17 protein-coding genes and 2 tRNA genes are annotated in these 16991 nt (G+C 56.1%); 10 read left to right on the forward strand and 9 right to left on the reverse strand.

Annotation, left to right across the window (positions count from 1 at the left end):
• Window positions 1–148: 148 nt before the first annotated feature.
• Complete coding sequence (locus tag AMUC_RS00495; RefSeq protein ID WP_012419143.1) at window positions 149–688, reverse strand: hypothetical protein; 540 nt, start codon at window positions 686–688, stop codon at window positions 149–151.
• Window positions 685–2328, reverse strand: a complete 1644-nt coding sequence (locus AMUC_RS00500; RefSeq protein WP_012419144.1) for a PA14 domain-containing protein — start codon at window positions 2326–2328, stop codon at window positions 685–687. Before AMUC_RS00500 ends, AMUC_RS00495 begins: the two co-directional genes overlap by 4 nt.
• A 429-nt stretch (window positions 2329–2757) precedes the next feature.
• Here AMUC_RS00500 and AMUC_RS00505 point away from each other — a divergent pair.
• The 6 genes from AMUC_RS00505 to AMUC_RS00535 all read left to right on the forward strand — a co-directional run bounded on the left by AMUC_RS00505 (window position 2758) and on the right by AMUC_RS00535 (window position 8227).
• A tRNA-Cys gene (locus AMUC_RS00505) sits at window positions 2758–2832 on the forward strand.
• A gap of 23 nt (window positions 2833–2855) precedes the next feature.
• A tRNA-Glu gene (locus tag AMUC_RS00510) sits at window positions 2856–2931 on the forward strand.
• A gap of 98 nt (window positions 2932–3029) precedes the next feature.
• On the forward strand, window positions 3030–3242 hold the full coding sequence (thiS, locus tag AMUC_RS00515) for a sulfur carrier protein ThiS (RefSeq protein WP_065530049.1): 213 nt from the start codon (window positions 3030–3032) through the stop codon (window positions 3240–3242).
• A gap of 42 nt (window positions 3243–3284) precedes the next feature.
• On the forward strand, window positions 3285–5186 hold the full coding sequence (gene mutL, locus AMUC_RS00520; protein WP_012419146.1) for a DNA mismatch repair endonuclease MutL: 1902 nt from the start codon (window positions 3285–3287) through the stop codon (window positions 5184–5186).
• A 335-nt stretch (window positions 5187–5521) separates the two neighbouring features.
• Window positions 5522–7474, forward strand: coding sequence for an O-antigen ligase family protein (locus AMUC_RS00530; protein WP_012419148.1), 1953 nt, complete (start codon window positions 5522–5524; stop codon window positions 7472–7474).
• 396 nt (window positions 7475–7870) lie between these two features.
• On the forward strand, window positions 7871–8227 hold the full coding sequence (locus AMUC_RS00535; RefSeq protein ID WP_012419149.1) for a DUF488 domain-containing protein: 357 nt from the start codon (window positions 7871–7873) through the stop codon (window positions 8225–8227).
• A 336-nt stretch (window positions 8228–8563) separates the two neighbouring features.
• Here AMUC_RS00535 and hemC read toward each other — a convergent pair whose 3' ends face one another.
• From hemC to AMUC_RS13060, 7 genes are all read right to left on the reverse strand, one after another.
• On the reverse strand, window positions 8564–9541 hold the full coding sequence (hemC, locus tag AMUC_RS00545; protein WP_012419150.1) for a hydroxymethylbilane synthase: 978 nt from the start codon (window positions 9539–9541) through the stop codon (window positions 8564–8566).
• Complete coding sequence (hemA, locus tag AMUC_RS00550) at window positions 9531–10532, reverse strand: glutamyl-tRNA reductase (protein ID WP_233420555.1); 1002 nt, start codon at window positions 10530–10532, stop codon at window positions 9531–9533. Before hemA ends, hemC begins: the two co-directional genes overlap by 11 nt.
• A 20-nt stretch (window positions 10533–10552) precedes the next feature.
• A complete protein-coding gene (gene ccsA, locus AMUC_RS00555; RefSeq protein WP_012419152.1) occupies window positions 10553–11311 on the reverse strand; it encodes a cytochrome c biogenesis protein CcsA in 759 nt (252 codons plus the stop codon).
• 20 nt (window positions 11312–11331) lie between these two features.
• Window positions 11332–12126 (reverse strand): GTP cyclohydrolase FolE2, encoded by a 795-nt coding sequence (folE2, locus tag AMUC_RS00560; protein ID WP_012419153.1) that lies wholly within the window; start codon window positions 12124–12126, stop codon window positions 11332–11334.
• A gap of 107 nt (window positions 12127–12233) precedes the next feature.
• The gene (gene rpsR / locus AMUC_RS00565) at window positions 12234–12479 is read right to left on the reverse strand and encodes a 30S ribosomal protein S18 (RefSeq protein WP_012419154.1); all 246 of its coding nucleotides are present in this window, start codon (window positions 12477–12479) and stop codon (window positions 12234–12236) included.
• Window positions 12480–12510: 31 nt separating this feature from the next.
• Complete coding sequence (gene rpmG / locus AMUC_RS00570) at window positions 12511–12684, reverse strand: 50S ribosomal protein L33 (protein WP_012419155.1); 174 nt, start codon at window positions 12682–12684, stop codon at window positions 12511–12513.
• A 33-nt stretch (window positions 12685–12717) separates the two neighbouring features.
• Window positions 12718–13542, reverse strand: coding sequence for a TraR/DksA family transcriptional regulator (locus tag AMUC_RS13060; RefSeq protein ID WP_052294408.1), 825 nt, complete (start codon window positions 13540–13542; stop codon window positions 12718–12720).
• 235 nt (window positions 13543–13777) lie between these two features.
• Here AMUC_RS13060 and AMUC_RS00580 point away from each other — a divergent pair, with 235 nt between their 5' ends.
• Genes AMUC_RS00580 through AMUC_RS00595 form a run of 4 tightly spaced genes read left to right on the forward strand, consistent with a single transcriptional unit; the run spans window position 13778 to window position 16630 of the window.
• Window positions 13778–14737, forward strand: coding sequence for an ROK family protein (locus AMUC_RS00580; protein ID WP_012419157.1), 960 nt, complete (start codon window positions 13778–13780; stop codon window positions 14735–14737).
• 4 nt (window positions 14738–14741) lie between these two features.
• Complete coding sequence (locus AMUC_RS00585) at window positions 14742–15710, forward strand: RsmB/NOP family class I SAM-dependent RNA methyltransferase (protein WP_012419158.1); 969 nt, start codon at window positions 14742–14744, stop codon at window positions 15708–15710.
• Window positions 15711–15716: 6 nt separating this feature from the next.
• Entirely contained in the window at window positions 15717–16226 is a 510-nt protein-coding gene (locus AMUC_RS11665; protein WP_012419159.1) for a metallophosphoesterase family protein, read from the forward strand.
• Entirely contained in the window at window positions 16223–16630 is a 408-nt protein-coding gene (locus AMUC_RS00595) for an NUDIX domain-containing protein (protein ID WP_012419160.1), read from the forward strand. The genes AMUC_RS11665 and AMUC_RS00595 overlap by 4 nt, the downstream gene beginning before the upstream one ends.
• The last annotated feature ends 361 nt before the right edge of the window (window positions 16631–16991 follow it).

Genomic DNA, 16991 nt, shown 5'->3' on the forward strand with positions numbered 1-16991 from the left:
TTCGCGCTTCATCGTCGAGTTCCCTTCGTACTTCCCTTCCTAGATAGGTTCCCTGTCCATCGTGACGTTGAACGCGACCGCATTGCCACTAGAGGGATCGTAAGCGTTATTCTCATACTTTAAAGCCACCTTGTAATAAAATGTCTCACTATCTCCAGGGCGATTGATCGACCACGGAGAAATCTTTTCTTCCTACATACTTCCTCCGAACACCGGGATCTCCATATCCGTCATGGAAACTAACTTCCAACTCGTAGTTCTCACCATTGATAAGACGGCGAAAAGGTTTAAGATAGAGCATTAGCAGGTACGCATCCTTAATGAGCACTTCATGCTTCTCTCCGGGCTTCAGCGCGATGAAGTTCAAGAAACGTCCTCGCTCAATTTGATACCTGGGGTTGTACCACGCAGCTTCTTTCTTCTGCCCTCGTGTTTGTTTTTGAAAAATCTTTATGAAAATATTCGGGCCGTTATCCTTGAGAGGATAGAAGTCATCGAAAAGACGCACGGTCTTTTCGCCCTTGTTCGTGAACACCAGCTTGAAGTCAGGGAAGGCAGCCCTCGCGTCAAATTCGGTTTTTTCCATCACCACGGAGCATTCCACTCCGTTGTCGGCCATGTCCCCCCACGCAACCGCATGGAGGGACAGGCTTGCCAGAAGTACTAAATACCGGAAGATTTTTTTCATTGCAGCGTGAACCTGGCCGTTGCCCGGAGAACCCCCAGGAAACAATCCTTACCCTGCTGATTATAGTAGCGCGTTTCCAGTTCACAAGAACATTGTTTCCAGCCTTCCAGATCGACTTCATCCAGACACGCCGGAATCGTGACGCTGTATTCCTGACCGGGTGCAAGCTCCCGGTAGTTCAAGGGGCGCTGGAAGGTCATGGTGCCAATTTCCCTGTTCAGAACGCGCATTTTCCCCTGTTGCGTCCTCAACACCGTCACGAAAAAGAAATCGGACGTTTCGTCGTTGATTTCATCGGGAATGCGGACAGGCTCGTTTCCTTCGTTGCAGAAGCGGACTGTGATTTTGCCCTCCGTGAATTGGGATGTGTCCACAATGGAGATCTGAAGAGGTGTCGATTCCTCTGCAATTGCCATGCTGCGGGTTTTACCTTCGCTGACCGGAGGCATGAAACAGGGAGGCTCGATCGTTCCAGGTTTCGTGATAAACCTGGGCACATTGTTCCACCCCATCGCGTCGGCCAGACGAATGACATAGGCGGTTGCCTCGTTCAGGACTTCCTGTCCCGCGCAATAGGGTCTGTCATTGGCATCATCCGGCAACGCCAGTACATAGTCTGACGTTTCTTTCCAAAGGTCCAATGCCATTTCATTGGCAAGAGCCTGCATGAACTTCACGGCTTCATCCATGTTCGGTTCTTTGTCGCAGGAGATAGTCTGATTTTCAAGCATTTCCTGTATTTTGGAGTCCTTCCAGTAGAACTTGTAGGCATCCTCCCATTGACGGCGGTGGTGTTCTTCGTGGGCGAGGGAAGCCTGCGGCGTGTGCCATGTTCCAACTTCTGCACGAGATTGATAACCGTTCATTTCGTTGACCGCTTCGGTGGCTTCTTCTTCATTGAGAGGGGGATCAACATAGGGATTCACGTAAATGCCTTCATACATAGTTAGCTTGGCTCCGGCAGAAACGGAAACAACACGACACCTCCATACGTTTTCCGATTCATCTTTGCAAACCGTTACGCAAATCTTAGGTCTCAAGCTACTTACATTGCAGTCACCATTCCCTTCCAAATAGACGGGGTCCGGTTTCTCAAATTCCAGTCCCACTTCCTTGGATGGCTCACAGGTGATAGCGGATTCCTTCTCAATCGTCCACAATTTGATTTTGGGGGACGACGAGAATTCGCGCTTCATCGTTGAGTTGCCTTCATACTTCCCTGCCTGAATGGGTTCCCTGTCCATCGTGACGTTGAATGCAATGGCATTGTTGCTGACGGGGGTGTAGGCATTATTCGTGTAAGACAAGGCCACCTTGTAATAGCCAGCTTTCAGGTACCTGGAATCGGTTTCAATATTCAGTTTGCCGTTGGGTGGTATCCCATCCTTTTTTATAGCTTGCTCACCGGCAATCGTCAGGCTGCCTGTGTCGTCGGCTTCCACGCCGAAATAGTACAGGCCGTCTTCCTCGACCTTGATGAACATTTCCGGCGCTCCGGTGCAAGTGGCGTGTTCGCACGCCGAACCGTCAAAGTTGAACGTCATCGCGTCAACTCCGAGCGTCTTGCTGATAAGAGGCTCATTCCCTTGATAGATGTAGACGGGATTAACTGCCTTGTTGATTGGTATATAATTGTTCATTGCTATTGTTGTTGTTTACTTTTTGGAAAGACCGAACCATCAGCCTTCCAGTATTCTGGCGGCGTTCCCTGAACCCATCAACACGTTTAACGCGTAGTCCCCCCTCATTCGGAACGAAGAGGAACGACCTCCCCTCTAATTTTACGTGCTGCCGTGAACTTGCAAAAAAACTCCTGGTGCATTTTTATATCCTAATTCACGCCATTTTGGAACAAAGTTGCTCCATATAGATCTGACAACAGGCACGGGCGGCATTCCGCCGCACAATCATGATGCCTTAAAAAACAAGCATTCTCCTCCTTCTCTGTCCGTTCCGCCAAAGAAAAAGGCTGTTTCCAGAGAGTCCTTCACTTAAAAACAAAGCATCTTTTCCAAAAACGAGATTGACACCCGCGGTTCTTTTCCCTAGTATCCGCGCACAGCATCAGCGGCGGGGTAGCCAAGTGGTAAGGCGACGGTCTGCAAAATCGTTATTCGCGGGTTCGATTCCCGCTCCCGCCTCCAAGATGTTGTCAAAGCCGGTTCAAGTCGCGTTCGTCTAGCGGTCCAGGACTCCCGCCTTTCACGCGGGCAACACGGGTTCGAGTCCCGTACGCGATGCCAGCTTTTCTTTTTTCCAACTTGCACCGGAATCTTTTTTACGCCATCCCCGCGGGATGATTCTGGATTTTTTCTCCTGTTGTGGTACAGTAGCTTCCGTCATGGCAGCCCAGAACGATATTATGCTGAACGGAGCCCCGTACGAACTGGCGGAACCCTGTTCCGTCTCCCGGCTTCTGGAACTTTTGAACATGAAAGGCAAACCCGTCGTCGTGGAACACAACGGGGCCGCGCTCCTGCCGCAGGATTTTTCCCGGGTGACGGTTTCTCCCGGCGACCGGGTGGAAATCGTCTCCATCGTCGCCGGCGGCTAGGGTTCCGCTTTCGGGAACAGTCTTTTCCAATCCGTCATCGCCATGCCATCCATCCACGTCATGTCTCCCACCCTTGCCAGCCAAGTGGCGGCAGGAGAAGTAGTGGAGCGCCCCGCCTCCGTTGTGAAGGAACTGGTGGAAAACAGCCTGGATGCAGGAGCCAAATTCGTACGGGTGGAAATACGCCGCGGAGGCGTGGGCATGATCAAGGTGACGGACGACGGCAGCGGCATGTCACGGGCAGACGCCGAGCTGTGCACCAAACGGCACGCCACCAGCAAACTTTCTTCCCTGGAGGAGCTTTTTGAAATCACACACCTGGGATTCCGCGGAGAGGCTCTGCCCAGCATTGCCAGCGTTTCCCGCTTCAAACTCTGTACCAGGCAGCAGCAGGATCTGGAAGGCTGGGAAATACGCATTGACGGAGGCCTGGAACACGAACCGAGAAGCTCAGGCGTCTCTCCCGGCACCGCCATTGAGGTGGCCGACTTGTTTTACAATACTCCAGCGCGCCGCAAGTTCCTCAAATCCGCAGAAACGGAAGCTTCCCATGTGGAGCACCAGATACGCCTGCATGCCCTGGCTTATCCCCAAGTACGGTTTGCCTATAAACGGGACGACCAGCTTGTTTTCGACCTTCCCGCTACAGCGGATCTGCGCGTCCGCATTTCCGCACTGACGGATGCTGCCACAGCGGCGGCCCTGATTCCGATAGAAACGACCATCGGCCCCGGTATTTCCATCACGGGATTCCTGCTTCCTCTTTCCGAAGCCAGACGCACCAGAAAAGGGCAGTACGTCTTTATGAACACGCGCCCCGTGGAGGACCAGCTCATTAACAGGGCCATTCGGGACGGCTACGGAGGCTTCCCCACCGGACTGCATCCGGCGCTTTTTTTGTATATGGAGGTGGAACCCGCTCTGGTGGACGTCAATGTGCACCCCGCCAAGAAGGAAGTGAGATTCCGCCGTTCCGCAGACGTGGTAAACACCATTGTGGAAGCCATAGCCAACACTCTTCAAAAGCATGCCCGGCAGGAAATCCACGCTGCCGCCGCGCCGGAGCCGGAGAGAACTCTTCCTCCTGCCCATTCTACCACCGCGCCATATGGGGAAATACCCGCCCGTTCCACCAACCCCGGTTCTGCTTTCCCGGCGGCCGCCAGACCGGCCCCTGCTTCTTCCGCCGCCCAACCGCCGCTTTCCTCCTCTGCCAAACAATCCCATGGGGCTGTCCCTCCCCCCACCCTCCGGGCCATTCCCCTGAAACAGGTTCCCGCCACCCAGGGAAAACTGGATTTTCACCGTCAGGAGGATGAAGAGACGGCACGAAACGCCCATGAAAACGCAGCTCTGGAAAGGGATGCCTCCGCCGGATTTTCCTATCTGGGAACACTCCGCCAGCAATTCGCCCTGTTTGAAACGCCGGAAGGCCTGGTTCTGATGCATCCCAAGGCGGCCCGGGAACGCATCATATTTGAACGGCTGCGCGCACGCCGGGAAGCCCCCATGCCGTCCCAGCAGCTTCTGGATCCGGTGGTGCTGGATCTGGACCCGCGGGATTTTGCCGTCATCCGGCAGTTCGCCCCGCATTTTGACCAGGCCGGCATGGCCGTTACGCCCTTTGGACAGAATACAATCAGAATAGAATCCATCCCCGCACTGCTGGAACTGGAAAACGCACGCGCTTTTCTCCTGGAGCTGGTGGACCGTCTCACCCAGTCCGAATTCAGCCGAAATGCCAAACGCGTGGCTTATGAGACCTTCATTGGGGAATTTGCCAGAAAATCCGCCTGGAGGGAGCGCATTTCCCCTCACCGGGCCCCTGCCATCCTAAAGGATTTGCTTGCCTGTGAAGTGCCGTACTGCACCCCGGGTGGCAAACCCACGCTGGTGAATTATTCCGTTCCGGAAATTAAACGTAAATTCGGCCTACAGGCATAAGGATAAGGGAACCTTGTTTTCCGGAAAACAGGCCGAAACGCTGCAAGATTTTACGGCAAACGGAAAATATGCAGCCAAAGACGGATTGACGCCCGCTTCCGCAGTATATTTATTTTCCCTTACCGATACTCAGTTTTATTTCAGCCGCAGCAAGGGGCAGAAACTCTCCCTGGCAACAGGGAGCATTTTACCCTGTCCGGCTACGGACACCTTTTCCGTCTTGTCCACCAGAACTCTGGCATTCGGACGCATCCTCCCACATACAACAGGGAGCTTGCTCTTGGCAAGGAAGTTTCCCGCGTTTATACTGCAGCCTTCCAGATAAATTCCCAGCCATGCCAGACTCTCCCCCCAGCACCTCCCCCGCTCCGCGCATTGCTGAAACTGCCGCCGGGAAAATTCTGGCGGGCCTCCTGGCCCTTTTTTACATCTTCCTGGCAACGACGGCGGCAGGCGGGGAATGGCACACCCTTTTCCTTCCCGCCTGCTTTCTGGCGGCAGCCCTCCTGCTGTTCTGCTTCTGTATTCTCCGGGGATACAAGATTCCCAGCCCCGGACTGCCGGGCTGGCTGGCCCTGGGCCTGGGAGGCGGCTATTTCCTTGTCCGGGCATGGTTTTCCCCCTGGTTTTATTATGAGAGCGTAGCGGATCTGGGCCTTATCGCCACGGCCATCGTCATGTTCGCGGCGGGAACGTATGCCGGAGCCGGAAACGGGGAAAAGAGCATTCTTCCCGTACTGGCTGCGGCATTGGGGCTGCTGAATGCCCTGCTGTGGGGGTATCAGAACATAACGGGAACGGAAGCCTCCTGGTTCAGACCGGATTATTCCCTGTTCGGCACGGAAATCCGCAATATCGGATTGTTCGGATACAAAAATTTTTCCGCCCATTTCCTGTCCGTCACCGGTTTTTTCCTTTGCGCATACAGCATGGCTTCCGCCAGAAAATGGGGCATCCGCCTGTTCACGGGATTGGCGCTCATCCTCGTTTCCTTCACGTGCGGCTCGCGGTCCGCCTTCCCAAACGCCCTGGCTGGCGTAACCCTGTGCTTCTTTATTTATACCTCCAGCGTTTTCCGCAATAACAGAAAATTTTACACGGCGTCCATCCTCTTTATTATCCTGCTTTTCCTGGGCACGTCCTATGCCGTGCTGGATTTGTCCCGGGGGGCGGGCAGGCTTGCCGCCCTTCTGGATACGTTTTCCTTCGGCAACCGGCTGGACCTGTCCAAACTGGCCTGGGCGCTGGCGGACCAGGCTCCGCTGTTCGGTCACGGCAGCCGGATGTACACCAATCTTTCCACGGAGTTTTTCTCCGGAGCCAACCTCCCCAATTTTGCCCACCACGAATACGCACAAGCCGCCTGCGACTACGGCTATGCCGGGCTGGGGCTGATGCTAGCTCTGCTGGCCCTGTTTCTTATTTTCGGACTCCGGAGCGTTCTGAAATTGTCAGGAGAACATCAACGGCCCAATCCTCTGGGACCGGCGGCGTTCTGCGTATTGTGCATCGCCGCTTTCCACGCCTATGGGGAATTCATCTGGCATAACCCTGCCTTGCTTGGAGCCAGCGCCCTATGCGGCGGCATTACCTGCACGGCCCCTCTTTCCAGGGTGAAGGCTTCGCGCCAAGCCGGCCGCTGGCTTCAAGCGACCGCCGCACTGCTGATGGCCATATTGGCGCTGTGTTATGCGTTTCTGGCTTTTCCGGTCTGGAAAAACTCCCTTCAAGCCGTCCCGGCTTCCTCCGGCAACCGGCTGCCCATGCTGGAAGCGGCCGCCTCCTGCAGCCTGGACCCGGATTTGGTGCGGCGCAACATTCTGCATGCCGCAGGCAGTTCTCCCCCCCCAAACCCGGCCCGGCTCAAAGCATTGGAGCATCAGGAAGAAAAAGCGGAATTACTGAGCCCCGGAAACCACGGCCTGACGGCGGCTAAAAGCCTCCTTTACATCCTGCAGGGACGCCTCACGGAAGCGGAGCAACTGCTCCGCCCATACGTAGAGAGTCCCGGCAGGTTTGATGACCGAATGTTCGCCTGGACTACCATTTACAATAATATGCTGTATTCCTGGAGTACGGCCATTGCTGCCCAGTCCCCCGGACGCGCCCTGTCCATGGCCATGACGGCCCAGCGCCTGATGTCCGCCCAAACGGACCGGTGGCTGTATTATGGGGCCCTGGATCCCGAAGTCAGGAAAAAACACTACTCGCGCCTCAATGAGCTCAAGATGCTCATCATGATGCTTCAGGCCCGCGGAACGACGCCCGACCCTTCCTGGAGGAAATAGTATTCCGGAGAATCGGGAAAAAGGAATATGTGCAGCAGCCGTTATATCCTTTTTCCAGAGAAGCCGCTCCATACAGAAGTTTCCCCGTCTTATCCGGTTTCTTTTTTACCGGATTCCACGTCAGCTTATTTGTCCACGGAACACAGAGCGTACTGCAGCCAGAAAGATGAAAAGCCGACAGTTGGCGCAGCAAGTCCGCACAGGCGTTACGCCGGAATTTTAAGCGGATTCAGCTATCTTCCGCCGGAAGCGGCAGCCTCTCCGGAACAGAATCGTTTGTTTCTTTTTCCCCCAATCGCGGACTGCCCCGGTTGGCGGTCCCGTAAAACGCATGTCCCGACGCAGCTCAACAGAAAAAAACTTTCCCGGCTCTATTCCTTTATCGAATCTTTTTGTATGAACATAACCATCAAACGAATTTATGACCCCAAGGAACCCGGGGACGGATACCGCGTCCTGGTGGACCGGCTCTGGCCCCGCGGCATTTCCAAGGAAAAAGCTTCCTGGGACGAGTGGCTGAAGAACATAGCTCCATCCACGGCGCTCCGCCAGTGGTTTGCTCATGATCCAGTCAGATGGGACGCATTCCGCAAAAAGTACGACGAGGAACTGGATGGAAACGGAGAAGCCGTTTCCCATCTGCTCCGGCTGGCGCGGAAAGGGAAGGTTACGCTGCTGTACTCCGCCAGAAATACGGAGCACAACGAAGCTGCGGCTCTGAGGGATTACCTTTTGCAACGGTTTGCTTCATAAATAGAAGCATATTCCTGCACAAACTCCATCCGCAAGCCCCAAATGCTGTCACGGGAACCTATGATACGGCAGGATTTCTTCTCTCGTTCATGAACAAGCGAAGAAAATGGAAAGGAGGTGAATACAATATGGCCAGCAGTTCCCACATGGGTGGAAGTCATAAGGGCAGTTCCAAAAAACGCTCCGAGACTACCACAAGCAAAACCGGGCGGCGCATCAAACGCGATGCTTCAACCGGGCAGTTTATGAGCGATAAAAGCTCAGGCTCCAAGGAAAAACATTAATGCCCGCGAGTTTTTCGCCTGATTCAGGCTCCGGATCCGGTCCGGAGCCTTTTTATTTTTCTCCGCATCCGGAACACGAGGAAGTCTTCCGCCATCCACTCAGGCCCAATTCTTCAAAAGCCCGAAGGCCCAGCGCTTCAGGGGCTTTCCGGTCTCCGCGAATCACAACGGCAAAAGGCTCTTCCCTGCCCGGAACGTAATACGCAGCCCGCAGAACCAGTTCCTCTCCATCCGGATGGGCGTAAACACCCACGGGCGTGGAACAGTTCGCACCCAGACGTACCAGGAAAGCCCGTTCCGCCAGCGCACAGGCAAAAGACTCCGGATCATTGATGCCTTCCAGCATTTCCGCCGTCTCCCTGTCCGAGGAACGGCATTCCATTCCAACGATGCCCTGCCCCACAGCAGGAATAAAAACTTCCACCGGCAAGGGACGCATGTAAAGTTTTCTTCCTTCCACAAGGGTTTCCGGCGCGTACAGCCCCAGGCGTTCCAAACCGGCCCTGGCCAGAATCACGGCATCCCAGCCGGGATGTTCCACCAGCTTTCCCAAACGCGTAGGCACATTCCCCCGCAGGTTTTCAAACCGCAGGCCGGAACCCCAGTACGTGCGCGCCATCAGGCGTCGGCGCACGCTTCCGGTAGCCAGCGTTCCAGAACCGTTCCAGTCCGGTTCTTTCGTGATAAGCACATCCTCCACGGCAGCACGGGGCAAGACGGCGGCCAGCGTGAAGCCGGCTGCAAGCTCGCTCGGCACATCTTTGAGGCTGTGCACCGCTACGTCAATGCGGCCATCCCGGAGGGCGGTCTCCAGTTCCTTAATGAAGATCCCCTTGTCCACCATGCCGGAAACGCGGGCCACATCCGCCAGAGGAACATCCGTGCGGCGGTCCCCAATAGTATGGATGATTTCACAGCGCACGTCCAGTTCCGGATAACGGAGGGAAAGGGCAGCACGGACCATATCCGCCTGGGCCAGGGCCAGGGCGCTCCCGCGGGTGCCGATGATGAGGGTATTTTTACTGGTCATAAAGAGCGGAATCCGGAAAATATCTGGAGATGCTGTCCCGGATGATGGCCTCGCACCGGGAAACCTCCTGCTTCCGGCTGCGCTTGGCTTCATCCGCCAGCTGGGTGAGGGTATCAATATCGTAGAGATACACTTCGTCAATATCCGCCACGTCTGGAGAAATGTTGCGCGGCACGGAAATATCAATCAAAAAGAGGGAGCGGTATTTACGGGAGGCACGCAAAGGCAGAAGCGTTTCCCGGGTGATGATGCAGTGGGGAGCAGCGGTGGCGGCCACCACCACGTCAATATCCCTGAGATAGTTCCCCCACACGTCATACCGGATGGCCTGGCCGCCGATCATGCCCGCCAGCTCTACCGCACGGTCAAAGGAGCGGTTGGCCACATAAATGCCCTCAGCACCCCGGGCATGAAGGGCGCGCCCCGTAACGCGGCTCATCTCGCCCGCCCCCAGAATAAGGACGCGGGTGCCGGAAAGATCCCCGAAAATTTGTTCCGCCAGCTCTACTGCCACGGATCCCACGGAGGTTGCCCCGGCATGAATCTGGCTTTCCGTCCGCACTTTTTTACCGATAGTAAAGGCTTTCTGAAAGGTTTTGTTGGCGCAGGCCGCAGTTACTCCGGCATCCAGGGCCGTCTGGTAAGCCGTTTTTACCTGTCCGAAGATTTCCGTTTCCCCCAGCACCATGGAATCCAGGCCGCTCAGCACGCGGCACAGATGGCCTAGAGCATCTTCTCCCTGATGGCTGTAAAAATAAGAAGCCATATCCAGTTCCCCACGCCCATCACCCAGAAAATGGGATAAAATGTGCTCCTGCGCATTTTCCGGAGCGTTGGACCAATAATAAATTTCCATGCGGTTGCAGGTGGAAAGCACAACGCACTGGTCCACTCCAGGAAGGGAACGGATGCGCTGTCCTTCCTCCCGGAGTTTATGGGACGGCACGGCAAACCGCTCCCGTATTTCCACGGGAGCGGTCCGGTGATTCAAGCCTAAACAAACCATTCTCATCAACTTACCAGGAAAATGCTCATGGATGCAATAAAGAGGGCCACGCAGCAGCAGGCCAACATCCTTCCCGGAATGCCGCGGCGGTAGATGAACCACAGCAGGACGCTGTAGCCTGCCGTGAGAAGAATGACAATGGAGGTCTTGGCCGCATTAATGGGGAGATTCCCCCGCCACCCAAGCCATTCCCCAAGCAGAAGAAGGAGGAATGCCACAAGAACCAGGCGCTTCATGCTGGCTTCCAGTGTACGGATGGGAGGAAGCACACGGCAGGTACCGGGAATTCGGTGTCTTTTAAGACATTCATTCTGCATGCAGAACGCCGCCCCCGCGGCAGCGGCCAGGCCGCCGGCTCCGTAGGACATCATGGCTATGCCCACATGTGCCGTCACCCAGAAGTCATGCGTGCCCTGCACGTCCGCTCCGGAACGGCCTATCAGCAGGGAAAAAACCGTCAGCACGGCAATAGCCGGAGCCGTAAAGATGCCAAGCACGGACATTCGGTAAGCACGTCCCAGCATCAGATAAAAGAGATTGATGCTCCAGGAGAGGAAGAAGAGCACCTCTGAAGCGCCGCGGATGGGACACATTCCCGTCTGGTACGCTTTGACGCATAGCGCCCCTGTCTGGAGAACAAAGAGGCACGCCATCCAAAGATGGGCATATAAAAACCGCCGACCGGAAGCCAGCAGGCGCCATCCCAGCCCTGTGAAAGCCAGGGAGAGGATGAGAGAGGCAATGGCCCACCAGTTATCGTTCATAAATCCGGCCCGGAAATGGTTCAGGAACGCAAATCGCGCTCAATGACGGCGTATGCCTGGTGGTTATGGATGGATTCAAAATTTTCCGCTTCCACCCGGTACCAGCTGAAGGCGGAATGACTCTGCGTTTTCAACGCCACGTTGCGCACCAGATCTTCCACAAAGACAGGGTTTTCATAAGCCTTTTCCGTCACCCATTTTTCATCCGGCCTTTTCAGCACGCTGAACAGGGAGCAGCTCGCGCAGGATTCCACCAGGTCAATCAGGTCTTCAATCCAGACGGGCCTGGAGGCAAAACGCACGGAATAAGTAACCAGCCCGCGCTGGTTGTGGGCTCCGTAGGCACTCATGGCCTTGGAGCAGGGGCAGAGCGTCGTCACGGGAACGATAACTGTCAGCTTGAAATCAGCCAGTTTGTTGTTCGCTTCCGCCTCCATCTCAAACCGGACAACGTAATCCATGAGCCCTTCAATTCCGGTCACAGGAGCGTTTTTGGAGCGGAAAAACGGGAATTCCATTTCCACATGGGAACGGCGGGCGGACAGACGGCGGAGCAGTTCCCGCGGAATGGCCAGGGCCGTATGCACATCCAGCAAAGGGCCATGCTGGTGCAACGCCTCCACAAAACGGCTCATATGGGTGCCCTTGAATTCTTCCGGCAGATCCACCGCCAGAGAAACCGTCGCCACAGTGGACTGGATGCGGTTGAGCTTGTCCTGTATCTGGATGGGGAAGCGCAACCCTTTTACGCCCACCCGGTCAATGGAAATATTGCGCGTATCCGCCTCGGACTGGGTATCTTTCAGTTCCTGCATGGGGAAAAAGGATGATGGGTGGAAATAAAGCGGGAGTCTGCCCTGTTACCGGACAAACTCCCGCCTGCAAAGACAATTCTACCGAAAGAGATTTTCCTTGGGGCTTGTTACGGCAGAAGGTTGATGGAACGGGCCCGCTTGATTTCACGGGTTACCTTGCGGTGCATCTTGGCGGACAGCCCGGTCACACGGCGGGGAAGAATCTTGCCGGTTTCAGAGGTGAACTTGGACAGAAAATCAGGATTGAGCAGATTGACCTGATCCATCGGGATGTCGAGACGGCGGCGCGGCATCTGGCGATTGCACGTGCGGAAACGAATACGGCGTTCTACAGTCTTGGGTTCAGTGGACATAATAATAAAGATAATCGATAAGCCGAACCAGTTAACGCATTTCACGATGAAGCGTGCGGCGCTTCAGGAAAGGATTGTACTTAATCTTTTCCAGGCGGCCGGGAGTACGCAGGCTTTTTTTATTGCGCGTGGTGACGTAGCGGGACGTAGGCTTTCCTTCGGCTTTGGCCTCGGTGCATTCGAGGATGATGATGTCTCTTGGCATGATGAAAATGTGTTACGGGGGAGGATTTATACACTATTCTTCGTCATCGTCAAGAGAAACAGATAAATCTACATCATTTTGTCCTCCGGCAAAGCCCAGGGCCACTCTGGGACGGAACCTGGCATTCTGGCCTTTTTCCTTTTCCCACTGGGCCTGGCATTCCACGGTAAGCCGAGCAAAGGGGATGGCCTCCAGACGCAGAATGGGAATGACCTTGTATGACATTTCGCAGATGCCATATGTTCCGTTGTCAATGCGGGCGAGCGCCTGTTCGATTTCATACAGGCCGTCCTGCTCTTTGGAAAGCAGGCTGAGCGCAAAATCACGGTCATAGGCGTCACTGCCGGCATCCGCCTGGTGTTCCCCGGAGCCGGAAGCCTCACTGCCTTCCGGATGATTCCGGAGAGTATCGCGAGCCACGCCGCTCATGTTGTCCAGAGCCCTGTCGCGCAAGTCCAGCAGATGCTGGCGCTGCATCTGCACAAAAGGCTCCCATTCGGGGTTGGCGGCCAGTTCCGCCCTGGCGGCGGCAATGGCTTCCGCCTGTTCATCCGTCAATTCATTTTTCGCGGGAGCGGGAACCGGGGCAACGGGAGCAGGAGCAGCTTTTTTAACCGGAGCCTTTCCGGCCGTTTTCGGCGCAGGCTTCTTTTCCATTTCAGCCGCGGCGGCGGCAGCCTTTTTGGCGGGCTTGGCGGCTTTTTCCGGTTCAGCCGCCTTTTTCCTGCAGCATTTCTTCTTAGCGGGAGCCTCCAGGTCTACAGCGGTCTTGCAATCGGACTTCCCGCAGGTCTTTTTCTTGGAAGCCGGAACTTCCTTGGCGACGGTCTTGCTATTGGTTTTCTTGGGAGTAGGCATAGGAGGTGTCTCTATGGGCTGAGGTTGACAATATTTCACGAACAGAGGGCGGAACACGCCCCGCTGACTAGACTATGAGACATTACAAACGCCCAAATGTTCATTCAAGAAAATTCAGTGATGAAACAAGTCATTCCCCCCCCTTTTGCACCCTCTATTTTCCTGTCGGGATTTTACCGGGAACATACTTCTTTTAACCTTTTCAACGCCCGGTAAAATTCTATATTGGCGTTATATGACAGCTTCAACCATTCCCTCCATCGGCATTGACTTCGGAGGCACCTCCATCAAGATGGGGGTCGTCAAGGGCGCGGAAGTAATCGCCCACGCTCCTTCAATAGCCACCCAGGAATACGGCAATCCCGATCAACTGATTGAAGCCATAGCCCAGTTCGTGAATATGCTGCGGCTGAATCACCCGGAAGTGCAGGCCATCGGCATGGGAATGCCGGGGTTCGTCAATTTTTACCAGGGGACCGTTTATACGCTTACCAACGTGCCCGGTTGGAACAACGTTCCGGTAAAGGACATGCTCCAGGCTGCCTGCGGACTGCCCGTATACGTGGAAAACGACGCCAACTGCATGGCTTATGCGGAATGGAAGCTGGGCGCCGGAAAAGGAAAAAGGCATCTGGTCTGCCTGACCCTCGGCACCGGCGTTGGCAGCGGCCTGATCGTGAACGGAGAACTTCTGCGCGGGGCTACCTGCTCCGCCGGGGAGCTGGGGCAGACGAGCATCGACTACCGGGGGCGTCTGGGCCATTACGGAAACCGCGGCTCCCTGGAAGATTATGTAGGCAACCGGGAAATAGCTGCGGATGCACGCACGCTGTATGCCAGCCACGGCATTGACAAGGCCATTGTGGACTGCAACCCCATCTCTTTGGAACGGGCCGCATTGGCTGGTGATGAAGTAGCCGAGCAAGTATGGCGGGACCTGGCCGTAAAACTCTCCTGCGCCCTGATGAATTGCTGCTATCTCCTGAACCCGGAAGCCATCATCATCGGCGGGGGCGTGGCCAAGGCCAGAACCCTGCTTTTCCAGCCCCTTCAGGAAATCATGAAAACCCAGCTCGCCGCCCCTCTGGTGGAATACCTTGAAATCCTTCCCGCCCAGTTCGGTACGGAGGCGGGCATCCTGGGGGCCGCCCATCTGGCTCTCAACACCCACTTCGGAGAAACATTCCGGGCCTGATCTCGTGTCTTCCTCCCAAATACTCAAACTCGCCCGCAAACTGGAATTGACGGCGGAACAGGAACGGGATTTCCTGGACGCCATGCAGGCCGGGAACCGTTCCAGAAGCGCGCTGGTCATCACCCCGAAGGCACCGGAAGGCTACAGGCCGCCCTTGCCGGCAAAGGACACGCCGCAGGAGTGGGGGCATTCCTCCATCCTGGCGCTCCCGTCCGGAGAGGCGGAAACCAAACCCGGCTCCCTGCCGGATTACGAATGCGGCTATTACTATCCCCTGGATCTTTCGTCCGTCTGGGAAACGGCCCCTCTGGCGCATCTTCCGTTTCGTCCGGAACGCTGCCTGGACATGTGCGCGGCGCCGGGAGGGAAAAGCATTCTGGCGCAGACGCGGGTATCTCCGCAGGAGCATGTTTCCAACGAAGTGAATCCGAAGCGCCTGGGCATTCTGCGCCACAACCTGCTTCGCTGCGGCTTCACCAATCTGTACACCCAGCGCCTGCGCCCGGACCAGTGGGCGGAACTGGCCCCCGGGTGTTTTGACCTCATTCTGGCGGATGCCCCGTGCAGCGGGCAGTCCCTGCTGGCCAAAGGCATTCCCAACCCCGGCTGTTTCAATTCCTCCGTCACCGGAGGCAACGCCAAGCGGCAGCGGGGCATTTTGCTGGCCGCCCTCCGGTGTCTGGCTCCCGGCGGCTTCCTGCTGTACACTACATGCACTTACGCTCCGGAGGAAAATGAACGCAATGTCCTGTACCTGCTGAAACGCCATCCGGACCTGCACACCATAACCGTGCCGGAGCTGGAGCATTTCCGTTCCTCCCTGACGCAGGAAGCCTGCTACCGGCTCATGCCCTTCCACGGAGCAGGAGCGGGCGGTTTCACCTGCCTGCTGCGCAAGGAGGGAGGCCATCCGCTCCCGCTTTCCCTGCCGGATGAATTGAAGGCATGGCCCATTCATGCCATGAATTGTTGAAAAAAGATGAAGATAGGCATTTTTTCCGACTTGCACAACCGCACAGACCATCTGGAGCCAGCCATGCACCGGATGCGCCTGCTGGGCTGCGGACATTTCATTTTCCTGGGCGACTGCACCACCCCGGAGAGTTTCCGGCGCCTGATTGAACTGACGGAGGACTTTCCTCTGGATGCCGTTCCGGGCAACAACGACTACGATGTGGAAACCATGCGGCGGATGGCCGCCAGTTCCCCGGCGGCGCGCCTGCATCCGGAACATGCCCTTATCACCCGGTACGGCATGAAACTTTCCCTCTCCCATTACCCAAAATACGCCTTGCGGGAAGCGCGCAGCGGAAACGCAGACGCCGCCCTGTACGGCCATACCCACCAGGCCGTGAGCGAAAGATGCGGCGGCTGCCTGCTGGCCAATCCCGGAGAACTCCAGGGCAGGACCGGACGCATCGGTTTCGGCGTCCTGGATACGGACACCCGCATCATCAACCTGCATAACCTGGACTTTTACGCCCCATGAACACGCTGGACGTCTGCTGTGCCCTGATTGAACTGCCCGCCGCACGGGGCCCTCTTCTTCTGGGCGCCAAAAAGAAAACGGGGCAGTCCAACGGGCTTCTTTACGAATTCCCCGGCGGAAAAGTGGAACCAGGGGAGAATGCCCGGCACGCCGTCATACGGGAAATACGGGAAGAGCTGGGATGCACCGTCTTCCCCGTCCGCATGCTCACCCCCGTACGGCACCGGGAGCCTGAACGCATTATCCGCCTTATCCCCTTTCTGTGCCGTCTGGAACTTTGCGCCCTGCCCCGGCCTCTGGAACATGAAAACCTGGGGTTCTTCTCCCGCCGTACGCTGGAAGAACTGCCCTGGGCGCCTGCGGACCGCCTTGTGTTAAAGGAATGGCTGGAAGAACACCGCTGAAAGCAGCATCCCTTTCAAAATCAATCGCTCCACGGGAAAGTTCCCTCCATGTCTGAAAAGATTGCAAAAACACCTTGGAACATTCCCTACCATGAGGTATATAAGGTGGTGGCTGCTGCACTCGTCATCGCCTGGCAAAGTGGCCCGGACCGATATTACAACCTAATGGGGGCAGCCCCGACGCAGGGCTGACTACGTCCTATACCGGAAAAGTCAAAACAGCGGCGGAAGTCCCCGCTCTATTGAGGCACGGGAACGTGGCTCACAGCCAGAGACGGTGCAGCGGTGTCTTTTTTCCATCACCTGAATCCAGAAAGCTCGTTCTTTCAACGTTTTTCCCCTCCTTGAGCCCGCAGGTCAG

It is taken from the genome of Akkermansia muciniphila ATCC BAA-835 (assembly GCF_000020225.1).
Classification (GTDB): domain Bacteria; phylum Verrucomicrobiota; class Verrucomicrobiia; order Verrucomicrobiales; family Akkermansiaceae; genus Akkermansia; species Akkermansia muciniphila.